Origin of the sequence: Arthrobacter sp. CAN_A212 (assembly GCF_015752345.1) — a bacterium.
Lineage (GTDB): Bacteria > Actinomycetota > Actinomycetes > Actinomycetales > Micrococcaceae > Arthrobacter_D.
In genome coordinates this window covers 27,284-41,167 of the sequence record NZ_JADOUT010000004.1, presented here as the reverse complement: position 1 = coordinate 41,167, position 13,884 = coordinate 27,284, and the positions used below count along the sequence as shown (strand labels likewise).

At 66.0% G+C, this 13,884-nt stretch carries 10 protein-coding genes and 1 pseudogene; 8 read left to right on the top strand and 3 right to left on the bottom strand.

Features of this window, described 5'->3' with window-relative positions; all coding sequences use genetic code 11:
• Positions 1-244: 244 nt before the first annotated feature.
• The 5 genes and pseudogenes from IWX64_RS16945 to IWX64_RS05260 all read left to right on the top strand — a co-directional run.
• A pseudogene (locus tag IWX64_RS16945) lies at positions 245-443 on the top strand (recombinase family protein); the annotation flags it as partial.
• Between the two features lie 396 nt (positions 444-839).
• On the top strand, positions 840-1,028 hold the full coding sequence (locus IWX64_RS05275) for a hypothetical protein (RefSeq protein WP_196866115.1): 189 nt from the start codon (positions 840-842) through the stop codon (positions 1,026-1,028).
• Between the two features lie 162 nt (positions 1,029-1,190).
• Positions 1,191-2,138, top strand: a complete 948-nt coding sequence (locus IWX64_RS05270) for an oxygenase MpaB family protein (RefSeq protein ID WP_334683167.1) — start codon at positions 1,191-1,193, stop codon at positions 2,136-2,138.
• A 1,006-nt stretch (positions 2,139-3,144) separates the two neighbouring features.
• The gene (locus tag IWX64_RS05265) at positions 3,145-3,957 is read left to right on the top strand and encodes a glycosyltransferase (protein WP_196866114.1); all 813 of its coding nucleotides are present in this window, start codon (positions 3,145-3,147) and stop codon (positions 3,955-3,957) included.
• Positions 3,958-4,034: 77 nt separating this feature from the next.
• Positions 4,035-4,976: a glycosyltransferase gene (locus tag IWX64_RS05260; protein ID WP_196866113.1), complete on the top strand. Its 942-nt coding sequence runs from the start codon at positions 4,035-4,037 to the stop codon at positions 4,974-4,976.
• 4 nt (positions 4,977-4,980) lie between these two features.
• On the opposite strand, the gene IWX64_RS05255 is transcribed toward IWX64_RS05260, so the two are convergent.
• The gene (locus IWX64_RS05255) at positions 4,981-5,895 is read right to left on the bottom strand and encodes a 2-hydroxyacid dehydrogenase (RefSeq protein ID WP_196866112.1); all 915 of its coding nucleotides are present in this window, start codon (positions 5,893-5,895) and stop codon (positions 4,981-4,983) included.
• A 168-nt stretch (positions 5,896-6,063) separates the two neighbouring features.
• Between IWX64_RS05255 and IWX64_RS05250 the strand changes: the two genes are divergently transcribed.
• Both IWX64_RS05250 and IWX64_RS05245 read left to right on the top strand, forming a co-directional pair.
• Positions 6,064-7,446, top strand: coding sequence for a D-arabinono-1,4-lactone oxidase (locus tag IWX64_RS05250; RefSeq protein ID WP_196866111.1), 1,383 nt, complete (start codon positions 6,064-6,066; stop codon positions 7,444-7,446).
• A 33-nt stretch (positions 7,447-7,479) separates the two neighbouring features.
• Complete coding sequence (locus tag IWX64_RS05245; protein WP_196866110.1) at positions 7,480-8,355, top strand: glycosyltransferase family 8 protein; 876 nt, start codon at positions 7,480-7,482, stop codon at positions 8,353-8,355.
• Between the two features lie 224 nt (positions 8,356-8,579).
• Here IWX64_RS05245 and IWX64_RS05240 read toward each other — a convergent pair whose 3' ends face one another.
• A complete protein-coding gene (locus IWX64_RS05240) occupies positions 8,580-9,767 on the bottom strand; it encodes a VOC family protein (protein ID WP_245345633.1) in 1,188 nt (395 codons plus the stop codon).
• A 32-nt stretch (positions 9,768-9,799) separates the two neighbouring features.
• Entirely contained in the window at positions 9,800-12,190 is a 2,391-nt protein-coding gene (locus IWX64_RS05235) for an ATP-binding cassette domain-containing protein (protein WP_196866109.1), read from the bottom strand.
• A 250-nt stretch (positions 12,191-12,440) separates the two neighbouring features.
• On the opposite strand from IWX64_RS05235, the gene IWX64_RS05230 reads away from it, so the two are divergent.
• Positions 12,441-13,883, top strand: a complete 1,443-nt coding sequence (locus tag IWX64_RS05230) for a sensor histidine kinase (RefSeq protein ID WP_196866108.1) — start codon at positions 12,441-12,443, stop codon at positions 13,881-13,883.
• Position 13,884: the final 1 nt, after the last annotated feature.

Genomic DNA, 13,884 nt, shown 5'->3' with positions numbered 1-13,884 from the left:
CGGCAAGAGTGGCCCGGACGAAGCGCGGTCGTGCGAAAAGGGCTGCGGACTCCGATCTGAAATATCCGGTACTGGTACCTCTGCGTATTCAATTGGCATACCGCGAATCCACCCCAAAACAAGGCTCTTGCTAGGCCGATAACTATGGATAAAGGGCACTGAAGGATGACGCCCCGCCGCTCCAACTCAGTAGTGAGTCCTTCCATACGTCCCTCTGTTTCAGGCATGAGGGCAACGGCAAGATATTCGGCGTGTGGTCTGGCGGGCAAACCGGATGGTTCGGTCCCTCATCGATGTTCTGAAGACAGTGAACCTGCTGTGAGCGGGAGATCCTGGTGCGGTCCCTGTCGGATGGGATCGATCCGTAAACCTCGACGGGCCGGCTGATGCTGAATATGCTGGCAACCCTCGCGAAGTACGAACGTGGACTTATCACCGAACGAGCTAAACCTATTTGCCACCTCCAACCGAACGCCGTCGACAGCAGCGCATCATGATCCGGCTCATCCGCTGGTTGCTTTCCTCGAGAATCCGGTACAGCTACCGGTTCGTCCGGCTGCCAATGCTGCTGCTACCCATTCCGCCGCGGGTCCGTAATCAGGTCGCCGGCGCCCTGTCTATGGCGCTATTGGCGTAGCCGCTCTGGTCATCGCAGGTGTGGTGCGAATGAAGGGTCGCCGGCCGATCGTGCCCGCCGGCCGGCGCGGGTCCGATGACGTCCCTGCGGAGGTAGCCGGTGATGAGGCAGCGCAGGGGAGAGGCTGACAGGTTCTGGGAGAACGTCAGGGCCCACGCCCGAGTGGCTGCTGGATCTGGACCGCGGTACCCCGGCGTTGAATATGATTGACCGGTCCCAAAAGGGCCAGCTTGCCAACGCCTCGATCTTCCGGTGGCGCGGCGTCGGCCGACCCCAGTTCCGCGCCCAGTCGCTCACACTGCGCACAGCCCTCCTCGGGCACGGATGGAACGAGCCGATCGTCTGGCCTCCGCTCACCGACATCGACATCGAAGCCCCAACGCTCTTCTGACTATGGAGGGCACGCTCGGGCATCTGGTCACTTGCTGGTCGATTCGCGGGTATCAGTCCAGTCCCTGAGTCCCCGCGTCAATCGCCGTGTCAGGGCCATGTTCTACCCTTTGTAGTGGAGTCCTGTCCAGGGTGTCCGTCGTACCCGACCTATCTTTGGAGCATGATGCCTGATAGCCCGATACCGCACCCCGCCGACCTGGCCCACCGCGTCCGCCGCGCCTTCCGCGCCCGGGTCTCCGGGGACCCCACCGGGGCGCCGGACTGGGTGCGCGAGATCGCCCTGGTCGGAGAGGGACCGGGCTGGTTCGAGCCCGATGGCGTCGTCTGGCGGGTCCACGGCGACCTCTCCACCCTCGTCGGAGGGGTCGCGGCGCTCCTCGGGCAGGGCGCGCACCCGTTGGCGATGGCCGGGGTGGCGCGGCACTCCTCCTACCGCAGCGACCCCTGGGCCCGCCTTGCCGGGACCGCGCGGTGGCTCACCGTGAGCACCTTCGGCTCCGCGGAGCTCGCCGGGCGGGAATCGGCGCGGATCCGCGGCATGCACGGGCGGGTCCGCGGCCGCACCGACGACGGCCGCGCTTACTCCGCCTCCGACCCCGCCCTGCTCCGCTGGGTTCACCTGGCCTTCACCGACGCCTTCCTCGGGGCCCAGGAGGCCGTCGGTCAAGACCTGGCCCCGCAGTTCGGTCGTAACTGGGCCGACACCTACGTCGCCGACTGGTCCCGCAGCGCCCGGGCACTTGGGGCCGAGGACCTCCCGGTCAACCGCCGGGAACTCGCCGAGGCCCTGCGCGCGGTGGAGCCCGACCTCGAACCCGTACCCGCCGAACTCCTTACTTTCCTCTCCGCCCCGGGCGGGCTGAATTGGGCCGAGCGAATCTTCTACAACGGCCTCGCCAGCGCCGGGGCGCTGGTGGTTTCCCCGTCCGTGGCCCCCCTCGCCGGGGTGCCCGGCCGCGGTGACCGCTCGCCCGCGGCCCGCCTCCGTTTGCAGCGCACCCGCTGGCAGTTGCGGACCTTCCAGCTGGCTCTCGGACCGCATAGCCCCTCCGAGGACGCGGCGCGCTACCGGGTCGGCCTCGCTGGCCGCCCGGACTGGCTCGACTGAGCCTTGGCCGCGCCGCCGGCGTTCAGCCGGGCGCCTCGGCGCGTCAGGTGCGTGCGTTCGGTGAGGTTCGTCGCCGCCCGGGCCGACTCAGCATGACCAGCCAGCTCTTCGGGTCGCGCGGCGGGTCGCCCGGCCATACCCGGACCGCCTACAGCAAACTTCCTGCGCAACGTCCTCAGCGGCGACGAAGCCGGTGCTGCCATCCCATCGGAGGTAGTAGCGGAAGACACGCGCTCGGCGGCGGAGCCACCTCAAGGTCGTGAAGTATGCCGTAGCGCGGAACGCGAAAAGACTGGGTCTTTTGGCTGGCACGGCCGTCATCTGCCGAGCCTACGGAGCGTTCTCAATCCCTGAACGGTCCTGCGCTTCGCTTCAGCCGGATAAGGTCCAGGCGCTCCTTCATCGCGCCCGACCCGGACGTTTTTTGCTGCTGTCCTTCGGATTATGCGACCCGCTCCACACCATCAATCGCTGACGCGACGTGGCCGGCCATAAACCTCTCCGGCGCTCCTGCGTCACTTCTTTCCTTCGAGGTTTTCGGCGGGCCCGCCTATGTCCGGTGAACCTACTCAGGAGTCGCCACGACCTACAATTACACCGATTGAAAGGCCGCAGGGTTCACCAAGCCCGGAGCGCCCCGCGCTGGGAAGATGAGCGAAGAAGACAAAGCCGAACGCCGGACTGCGATCGAGAACAATGAGGCATGGGACGTAGTCCTGTTGACTGAACTTCCGGGAGACTGAAATTCAGTTTTCCGGAGAGGCGGTCACGGTCGTTCATGATTATTCCTGTTCCTAGGTCCGTCGCTTTGCGTGCGCGGGGCGCGGACGCATCGGTGATGCATATGGCGCCGGTCCCGTCGGCCTGTGCGGTCTAATAGCAAGCGTTATAGCAAAAATCCGGTATTGTTCGGTGCCGTGGTGCAACGCCACTCGACCGGACGGGAACCAATGTTCGTGACCACCTTGAACGGCAACCGCTGGGGCCGCGCGGCCCGCGCCGAGCCGTGACCGATTCCACTACCACCGCGTCGGCACTGGTAGTCATCCCCGCATTCGGTTCGCCGGAGCTAACCGACGCGGTCGTGCATGACCTGTGCCGCGACGGAAGCGATCTTGACCCTGCCCTGCGCATCGTGGTGGTCGACAACGCCGGTGACTACGTTCTCCCTGAGGGGCGCATCTCGGTCCACCGCCCAGGGCGCAACCTCCGGTGGATCGGCGCCGCGAACTGGGCTCTGCAGACGGCATTGCGCGATAGACATGCGGTCTGCGTAGTGCTCAACAACGACATCCGGCTGTCGCCCGGGTTCCTCGACGGATTGCTCGCGCCCTTCTCAACCGCGAACGACATCGCGCTTGCGGCGGCCTGCTATGACGACTTTTGGCTCCACCAGCGGGCCCATGCAATTCCGCCTACCGCTGCGGAGTACGTCCCGCGCGATGTAATTCGCGACGTCCACTTCTGTGACGGCACCGCGATAGCGTTCGCAGTGGCTCCCGTCGTCGAGCTGGGGGGTCTGGACGAGGTCGCCTTCCCACGGCACGGCTACGGCGCGGACATCGACCTGGCGATCCGTGTGCGGGCGGCCGGCTTGCGATGCGTGATCACGGAGGGCGCCTACGTCTCGCACCTGCGGCGGCAGACGATGAACCGGACCGGTCAGACCTCCGAGGGCAACCGGGCGGAAATCCTCCACGGCCTGGACGCCAAGTGGGGCAACGGGTGGCGGGCGGACGTCGGCCTCGGCCCGGACTCGTTCCCCGCCCACAACGTCGGAAGCGGTGCGTCCTGGTACCTCACCCCTCCGGCATGGTGAGCCGTCCCCGACCATCTCCGAGGCGGATTATCTACGCGGGTTTCGCCACTCGCCACCACAGCGGCGGCGTGCACGTAATGACCCAGCACGTGCGGCTGCTGCGTGAGCGCGGCCACGAGGCCTGGTTGTGGCTGCCCGACCCGGACGACCGTACCGACTGGATCGCCGACGACGTGCCGAAGGTGTTCGGGGCCACCACTCCGATCGGCGCCAACGACCTTCTGGTGCTTCCGGAGACACCGACCGTCCAGGGCAGCGATCCGGCACCCGGAGCCCGCAAGGTCATCTTCAATCAGAACCACTTCTACACCTTCGCCGCCGGTGCCCCCGGCGAGGATTTTCCTGGGTGGACGCCGGCGCCCGCGATCTGGGTGGTGTCCGCGGAGAGCCGCGACGTTTTGGCCGCCGCGCTGCCCGGCCTGCCGTTGAGCGTGGTTCCCAACCCGGTAGACGGCGAGCTGTTCGTTCCCGGTGCGACCGGGCAGCTCCGGGTGAGCTGGTTCCCCAAGAAGCGGCCGCGGGAGGCCTCACTGCTGATACGGCTGCTGACTGACGAGCCACGGCTCTCGGGGGTGGATCTGGTGGAACTGGTCCAGGCCCCACGGGCGGAGGTGGCCGCCACTCTGGGGAGCTCGGCGGTCTTCGTCGCACTCGGGCACACCGAGAGCTTCGGTCTGCCCGTCGCCGAGGCGCTGGCCTCGGGCTGTCTCGTGGTCGGCTACGACGGCGGCGGCGGTCACGAGCTGTTCGAGGCACCTGGTGCCTGGCGGGTCCCGGACCAGCGACCGCTGCTGATCCGGGACCAGGTGGCGGACCTGATCCAAGACCTCGAGGCCCTGGCGCCGGTCCGCGCGGCGAATCGCCGCTGGGTGCTGGACCGCTACCAGTTCGCCCGAACCGGTGCGGCGCTGGAGGAGGCGGTCGCCGCTGTGTGGGCCCGGCCTGGCAGTGACGCCGTGGCGGTGCATCCGGTCGCCTGGCTCGACAGTCTCGGCCCGCACTTCACGGCGTACGCCTGAGGGCTCAGTCGGCACCCTTCACGACGTTGACGAGGTCCTCGCCGGCCACGTAGCGGCGGACCTGTGCGTTGACCAGCGCGAAGGCTCGCGGACCGGACTGCACAATGGAGCCGGCTGCGTGCGGGGTGATGATCAGGTTCGGTGCCTTCCACAGCGGGTGGTCAGCGGGTAGCGGCTCCGGCTCCATCACGTCCAGGGCGGCGTGCAGCCGGCCGGCCGTCAGTTCTGCGAGCAGTGCCGAGGTGTCGACGACCTTACCGCGCGCGACATTGACCAGCAGGGCGCCGTCGGGCATCCGGGAGAGGAACTCGGCGTCCACGAGCCCGCTCGTGTCCGAGGTCAGTGGAACGGTCAGCACCACCACGTCAGCCTCGGGCAACAGGCTCGGCAGCTCCGAGGTGGCGTGGATGCCGTCCCGTGCCGTGTGCGCCACGAGCACGGGAGCGGCGTCGAAGCTCCGCAGCCGGCGGGCGGTCTGTTTTCCGAGGTCACCGGCGCCGATAATCAGGACGCGCTTGTCGCGCAGGTCGTCGGCCTCCATCGGATCCCACCTGCCCTGTCGTTGCGCTTCGCCGAAGTGAGGCAGCCGACGCAACGTGGCCAGGACGACGGCCAGGACCAGCTCAGCGACAGCCGGGCCGTGTACGCCACGCGCGCTGCACAGTGTCACACCGTCCGGGACGTGCTCGAGGATGTCCTCCACACCGGCACTCGTCAGCTGGGTGACTTCGAGCTTCGGCATGGCGGCGAACTTGTCGGCGAGGTTTGTGGAGTCCTCGACCTGCGGCACCCAGAAGACGGTATCCGCCAGGCGCTCGGGCCTGTCGCCCCCGCCATCCCAGACGATCACCTCGACGTCTTCGGGAAGGGTTCCGAGGAGATTACGAGCATTCGAGTCGGGTACGCATACGACAGTCATTTTGTCAGTGTATACATTCCCTTAACGAGGCTAGGCTATTGTCATGTCATGTCTTCTACAGAACTGAGAAGTTCGTTCACGTCAGTGGGAGACACTCGTGCTGGTGGATTAGCCCTGCACGTCAGTGCAGCTTCGAAGGCAGAACCGAACTTCTACAGGAGACGCGTCATGGCTATCACACAGCTCGCCTACCCACACCAGGAGCCGGAGCTCACCGGTGAGGACACCCGGCTCCGCAACTGGGCCAGGAACTCCCGGCTGGGGCCACCCGGATCGGTAGTTGCTCCAGCCACCGAGGAGGAGTTGTGCGACTTCCTGTCCACGAGCGACGGCCCGGTCCGGATGATCGGGAGCCGGATGTCGCCCGGCCGGATGATCCAGGTCGCGGACGGGGCGGGCGCGCTCCTGGACCTGAGCAGGCTGAGCGGCTTGATCTCCAGCACCGATGACACCGCGACCTTCGGCGGTTCCACCCCACTGGCCGAGGTGTACGCGTTCCTCTCCGCGCGCGGGCAAATGCTGGACGCCTCACCTGGGGTGATCAGCGAGCAGACCCTGGCCGGTGCCCTGTCCACTGGAACCCACGGTCAGGGCCTGCAGCAGAGCTCGATAGCCGGTGCCGCGCTGGCGATCCGGATGGTGCTGGCGGACGGCACGGTCGCGGAGTACGCGCAGGACCACCCGGACTTCCCCGCCGTCCAGCTCAGCCTCGGTTCACTGGGCGTGATCACCGCCGTGACCCTGCGTGCGCGGGAGACCATGATTTACACCTGTGTCAAGAAGGCCGTCGACGCAGGCACGCTCGAGACGGATTTGGAGACCTGGAACCGGGAGAACATCCTGGCCAAGGCCTGGTGGTTCCCGCAGGAGAACCAGGTCCAGGTGTGGACCGCCAACGAGGCGACCGACGACGAGATTTCCCGGTACCGAGCCGGCGGCAGTCAGCTCGTGGAATATGCGAGAACCAATGCGTCCATGAACAGCACCGTGGAGTCTACGCTGCAGCAGCTGCGCGATGACAGCAAGGGTGTTGCCGACAACGGCAAGTCGCTCCGCACGGTGTCACGCTTCCGGGACTTCACCGACGTCACGGGTGACATCTACCAGGTGTTCTGCCGAGGGATCGCGACCCCACAGATCAACGTCGAGATCGGCATCCCGCTCGCGCAGGCCGGAGCGGTGATCAGGAAGATCAAGGACTGGCACGCGGAGACGCGCCCGCGGATGCACTACCCGGTGATCCTGCGCTGTACCGGTGCGTCCGACGGATGGCTGAGCCCGTCCAACGGCCAGGACACCTGTTACTTCGGCTTCGTGGTCTACTACGCGGCTGATGGTTCGCTGTCCGAGGAGGGCGACAGCTTCCTCCGGAACGTGGAACGGGCCCTGTCCGAGGAGGGTGGCCGGCCCCACTGGGGCAAGTACTTCGACGAGTCCCTTTACGACTGGCCGGCACTCTACCCGCAGTGGGAGGCCTTCCGCCGCGTGCGCGAGACGCTCGACCCGCAGCACCGCTTCGCCAACACGTTCACCGCTGCCCTGCTCGACTGACTCGACCCGGCCACTAGGACAGGAGCACCACCGATGAACGCATGGGTGACCTTGCTGACGCAACCCAACTACCTGATCGGGGTCCGGACGCTCCGGGCCTCGCTCGAGCGCTCCGACAGCACCGTCCCCTTCGTCGTCATGGTGACCGAGGGGATCGACGAGCAGACCCGACGCCTCCTGCAGGACGACGGGTGCCTCCTGCGCGACGTGGCACCGTTGCGTCCCGCCGGGGGGGCGGTGGACAGCTACGCCAACTCCCGGTTCGCGGAGGTCTGGACCAAGCTGGCCGTCTGGGGGCTTACCGAGTTTGAGCGTGTCGTCTTCTTGGATGCCGACATGCTGGTGACCCAGAACATGGATGAGCTGTTCTCGCTGGAATTGGCCGACGGGGCCATCGCCGCCTGCCACGCCTGCCGTTGCAACCCCAACCGAATCGCGAGCTATCCGCCGAGCTGGACACCCGAGACCTGCTTTTACACGCACTGCGGGGGCAGGGACCACGTCACCGAACCGGGTGCGACCGACAACTACCTGAACGGCGGCTTCCTCCTGTTGTCGCCCGACGAGGCCGTCTTCGCCGACATGGTGGGGCGGCTGGCGGCCGTGGACGATCTGTCCCGCTTCCCGTTCGCCGAACAGGACTTCCTCAACGAGTTTTTCCGCGACCGCTGGCGTCCGCTGCCCTACGTGTATAACGCGCTGAAGACCCTGCAGCACCAGCACCCGTCGGTCTGGGATTCTGCGTCGGTGAAAAACATCCACTACATCATCGACAAGCCGTGGGAAAAACCGCTCGACTCCACAGATCGGTACGTCGAGGTGAACCGGCTCTGGTGGGGGATGGCCGGCACTCTGCGCGTACCCGCCGACTCCTGCCCCCGCGGGACGGCGGACCGAAAGTTGGACTGAGGACTAGCCTAACGCCAGTCACCGACCGAAGCTGGTCTCGAAAGGTTCCGGCCATCAACGGGTTCTTCGATGGAGCTCGGAGCCGGCACTACTTCGACTGAGGGGTTGCATGGCAGGTTGGCCAATTGCAGTCAGGTAACAACCCAGCTTCCTCAGCATTAGTTGACATAATGTAGATTATCGGCGCTTTATCGACGGAGTGAAGCGGGGCAGGAATCACGCGTCTAGAACCCGCTGACGATGACCAGCTCGTTACCCTCGGGGTCGGCAACACTCCAGCGCTTTGACGACTCCTCAAGGAGCCGACCACCGGCAGCGAGGCACGCAGCGAGTCGCGTCTGGACAAAATCCGACGGCACGGCGAGCTCGACATGGATCCGGTTGCGCTGGCGGCGCCGCGCCTCGTCCGTCGCGTCGAGTTCCTGAAACACCAGAACCGGATTCAGGCGCAACGGATCGAAGATATCGCTGATACCGTCCCGCCGGTCCGCGACGTATCCGAGCGCCCCACTCCAGAACGCACGCACCACGGGAAGATCCGCGGCGTCGAGGAACAGCTGGACGAAGCGTGGCAGCCCCGGATCGGCAACCGCGCCCAACCCGCGCGCAGCGCTCTGGAGCTTCATGGCGAGGTCAGTGAAGTCGACCCCATCGGTGTTGCCCTCCCACCGGTCCTTTCCACTGTCCAGAATCACCAGTCCTGGCCGCAGGTCGATCAGCAAGGGAAAGCGCGCGGCGTTCGCCAGTGCCGCCGCTGCGGCGGCAAGGTCACGCTGCTGCGCTGGCGAGGTGATGCGGTAGCACGCCAGGGCGCTGAAGACTGCCTGCCAGTCGGCAGTCTCACTCCCCCCGCCCAACGTCGCGCCCGGCACCAGATCAACCTCGTTGCCGTCGGGATCCGTATGGCAGACCCCGTACGGTCCCGAGGATTCACCCAGACCTGCCTGTCCGACCGCCCCAGCCGGCCGCACGACGTCGAGATGGATGCGATTCCTCAAGGGTCGGGCCTCGGCCAAGGGCCGGATCCGCAGCGCCGGGTCGCGCTCCAACGGATCAGCCAGACCACGGTCCCCAGCGGGAACGTAGCCGAGGGCACGCTGCCAGAAGGTCCGGAGTTCTGACGGGTTCCCCGATTCAAACACGATGCTCAGGTGTTGGAGCCCCGCAGGGTCCCCGGCCAATCCGAGGTTCCGCGCGACGGCGGATACTGCCTCGGTGTGCCCGGCCGAATTCAGGCGTACCCGCACCCCTGTCGCGCGGAGGTCTACTGCCGTCCCGGGTGAGAGCTCCACGATACGCCCGGCCAGCTCCGCACCCTCCACCAACGAGGGCGCAGCGAACCACGCCGTCGTGACGCCGTCCACCACCCGCCAATCCGTTCCGAGCCCTGCACTGCCTGTCCTCCCCGACATTCTGCAACCCCTTCCAGACGTTCCTGCCCGAATCACCCGCCGACGTAGGTCGCCAGATGTTCACCGGTGAGTGTTGACTTGGCTGCGACGAGGTCGGCCGGCGTTCCCTCAAAGACCACCAGACCGCCGTCGTTGCCGGCTCCCGGACCCAGATCGATGATCCAGTCGGCGTGAGCCATCACCGCCTGGTGGTGTTCAATCACGATGACCGATTTACCGGAGTCAACCAGCCGGTCCAGCAATCCGAGCAGGTTCTGGACGTCGGCAAGGTGGAGGCCTGTGGTCGGCTCGTCCAGCACGTAGACGTCGCCCTTGTCGGACATCTGGGTGGCTAGCTTGACACGCTGCCGCTCGCCCCCGGACAGGGTGGTGAGCGGCTGACCAAGGGTGAGGTACCCCAGACCCACGTCGACAAGTCGGTCGAGGATCTTGTGCGCGGCGGGTGTCTTGGCGTCCCCGTCGCTGAAGAACGCCTTCGCCTCGGTCATCGACATCGACAGCACCTCGGAAATGTTGCGGCCACCGAGGGTGTACTCCAGGACCGAGGCCTGGAATCTCCTGCCCTCGCAGTCCTCGCAGGTCGACTCGACCGTGGCCATGACGCCCAACTCGGTGAAAATGATTCCGGCGCCGTTGCAGGTGGGGCATGCGCCCTCGGAGTTGGAGCTGAACAGGGCAGGCTTCACCCCGTTGGACTTCGCGAAGGCCTTGCGGATCGGTTCCAGCAGCCCTGTGTACGTAGCGGGGTTGCTGCGACGGGACCCCTTGATCGCGCCCTGGTCGATCACCACTACGCCGTCGCGGCCCGCCACCGACCCGTGGATCAGCGAACTCTTGCCCGAACCTGCCACCCCGGTGATGACGCACAGGACCCCCAGCGGAATGTCAACGTCCACGTCCTGCAGGTTGTGCATCGTGGCGTCACGTATCTCGAGCGTTCCCGACGGCGCCCGCACCGTCTCCTTGACGGCGGCCCGGGCATCGAGGTGGCGGCCGGTGATTGTGTCACTGGTCCGCAGTCCGTCAACGGTTCCTTCGAAGCAGACGCTGCCGCCCTCGGTCCCGGCGCCGGGACCCAGATCAATCACGTGATCGGCGATGGCGATGGTTTCGGGTTTGTGCTCGACGACGAGCACCGTGTTTCCCTTGTCCCGCAGCTGGAGCAGCAGGCCGTTCATCCGTTCGATGTCGTGGGGGTGCAGGCCGATGGTCGGTTCGTCGAAGACATAGGTAATGTCGGTCAGGGACGACCCGAGGTGCCGGATCATCTTGGTCCGCTGCGCCTCTCCCCCGGACAGGGTGCCGGCCGGCCGGTCGAGGGACAGGTAACCCAGCCCAATTTCGGCGAACGAGTCGAGGAGGTGCTGCAGGCCCCGCAGCAGCGGTGCCACCGAAGGTTCGCCGAGGCCCCGCACCCAGGCCGCCAGCTCATCGATCTGCAGGACGCACAGATCGGCAATGTTTTTGCCCTGGATCTTCGACGACCGTGCCTCGGGGCTGAGCCGGGTGCCATGACACTCGGGGCACGGCTGGAAGGTGATGGCCCGTTCCACGAAAGCCCTGATGTGGGGCTGCATTGCTTCGACGTCCTTGGAAAGCATTGATTTCTGGATCTTCGGGATCACCCCCTCAAAAGTGAGGTTGATTCCCTCGACCTTGACCTTCGTCGGTTCCTTGTACAGGAGATCGTCGAGTTCCCTCTTGGTGAACTTCGCGAGCGGCTTGTCGATGTCGAATCCGGCGCCGGCGAAGATCCGGCCGTACCAGCCGTCCATGCTGTAGCCGGGGATGGTCAAGGCCCCCTCCCCCAGCGACTTGGTCTCGTCAAACAGCGCCTTGAGGTTAAAGTCCGACACCGAACCCATGCCCTCGCAGCGCGGGCACATCCCGCCCAGGTAGACCGCGTCTTTGACGACGCTCTTCTCGACCCTGCCGCCCTTGTCTGTGCTCATCACCCCGCTCGCCTTCCTGGTGGGGACGTTGAAGGAGAACGCCGTCGGTGGCCCCACATAGGGGGACCCCAGTCGGCTGAACAGGATCCTGAGCATGGCGTTGGCATCGGTGGCCGTGCCGACGGTCGACCGGGGGTTGGCGCCCATCCGCTCCTGGTCGACGATGATCGCCGTGGTTAGACCCTCCAGGTGGTCGACGTCGGGCCGGGCCAGATTCGGCATGAATCCCTGCACGAACGCGCTGTAGGTCTCATTGATCATCCGCTGCGACTCGGCGGCGATGGTGGCGAACACCAATGAGCTTTTCCCGGATCCCGAGACGCCGGTGAACACGCTCAGCCGGCGCTTCGGTATCTCCACGGAAACGTCCTTGAGGTTGTTCTCGCGGGCACCCTGTACCCGGATCAGGTCGTGCTGATCCGCCGTGTGTGAGGCAGAGGGAGGAGTTTCGGTCCCCGTCGGCGTGCTCATGGTGTCTCCTCCTGGCGTTTGCCCCGTGCGCCGGTGCCAGACGGCGTCGTCGGCCTGGTGCTTTCCACCATCACACTACGACTGATTCTGCTGCAGAGGTCGGTTCGGTGGCAACGCTCTGATGGGTTCAGCCGAGATCGTTGATCCGGACCAGATGTCCTGACGGGTCGCGATAGAAGGCGAGACTGGCATCCGGTTCCTGCCGCGCACCGTTGTCCAGCAGTCGAGGTCTGGGGCTTACCCTTGCGATATGAAGAGCACTAGCCCGTGGCGCTGGACGTCGAGCATCCGCGTGCGGATCGTCGCGGTGGTCGTCGTGCTCCTGGTCCTCTCCTCGGTGGGGTCGGTGCTGTTGCTTCGCCTGGTCCTGTTTGAACGGCTCAATGAAGAGATCGGCACCAGTCTGGATCGTGAGGCGGAGGAGTTCCGGCTGCTCGCCGGCGGCGTCGACCCGAGAACCGGTGAACCGTTCGGTGAGGACCTCTCAGCCATTTTCGATGTCTACTTCTCCCGCGAGATTGCCGACGAGGGTGAGACGCTGCTGGCCTTCCTGGACGGCGAACTGTACGAATCCCGGCGGGCGCCGCAGGTGCCCGATCCTGGGGAGTTCCGCAGCACTGTTCAGTACTGGCTGGGGCTGGAGGAGATGGCAAAGGGGACCATCGACACGCCGGCCGGGCAGACCAGCTACGTGGCAGTGCCGTTCGAGGGGGATCCCTTCGACGGTATTTTCGTGGTCGCGAACTTCCCCGCCAATGAGCAGAGCGAAATCGACCAGGCGGTCCAGACGCAGCTGGTGGTCCAGCTGGGCACCACCATTCTGGCGTCGCTTCTCAGCCTGGCCCTTGCCGGGCGGGTACTTCGCCCCCTGAAGTCCCTGGCGGAGACCGCGCGGATCATTTCAGACACCGATCTCAGCCGGCGGATCGATACCACGGGCAAGGACGAGGCATCCCAGATAGCTGACGCTTTCAACGACATGCTGGCACGGCTTGAACAGTCTTTCACCACCCAGCGGCAGTTCCTCGACGACACCAGCCACGAGCTGAGGACACCCCTCACAGTGATCCGCGGGCAGATGGAGTTGATCGATCTCGACGAGACCCCCGAAGAGCGAGCCGAAACGGTTGCTCTGGTCACCGACGAGGTGGACCGGATGACCCAGATCGTCTCCGACCTGTTCGTTCTGGCCCGCGCCGAGCGGCCGGACTTCCTGGCCCTCGACCGGGTCGAGGTGCGGGAGCTGGTGCTGGGCGTGTACCGGAAGATGACGGCCCTCGCCGCCCGGGACTGGCAGGTCCACGCCCCCGAGCCGACGGTCATTCTTGCGGACCGGCATCGGGTGACGCAGGCGCTCCTCCAGCTGGCAGACAATGCGGTCAAGTTCACGGAGGCCGGCGCCACCATCCGCCTCGACGCCGAGGTATCGCCCCAGGCGGTGCGGCTGTGGGTGATGGACTCCGGACCCGGCATTCCCGCACAGGACGCGGACCAGATCTTCACCCGTTTCAAGCGGGGCTCGGGACGCAATACCGCGAAAACCGGCGGCGCCGGTCTGGGCCTGTCAATCGTGGCCGCGATTGCCGAAGCTCACGGCGGCAGCGCGTCGCTGGTGACACGGCCGGGCTGGGGAGCATGCTTCGAAATACTGCTCCCCCGCCCCGCCGTGGTGCCGCCGGCAAACCCCGGCTAGA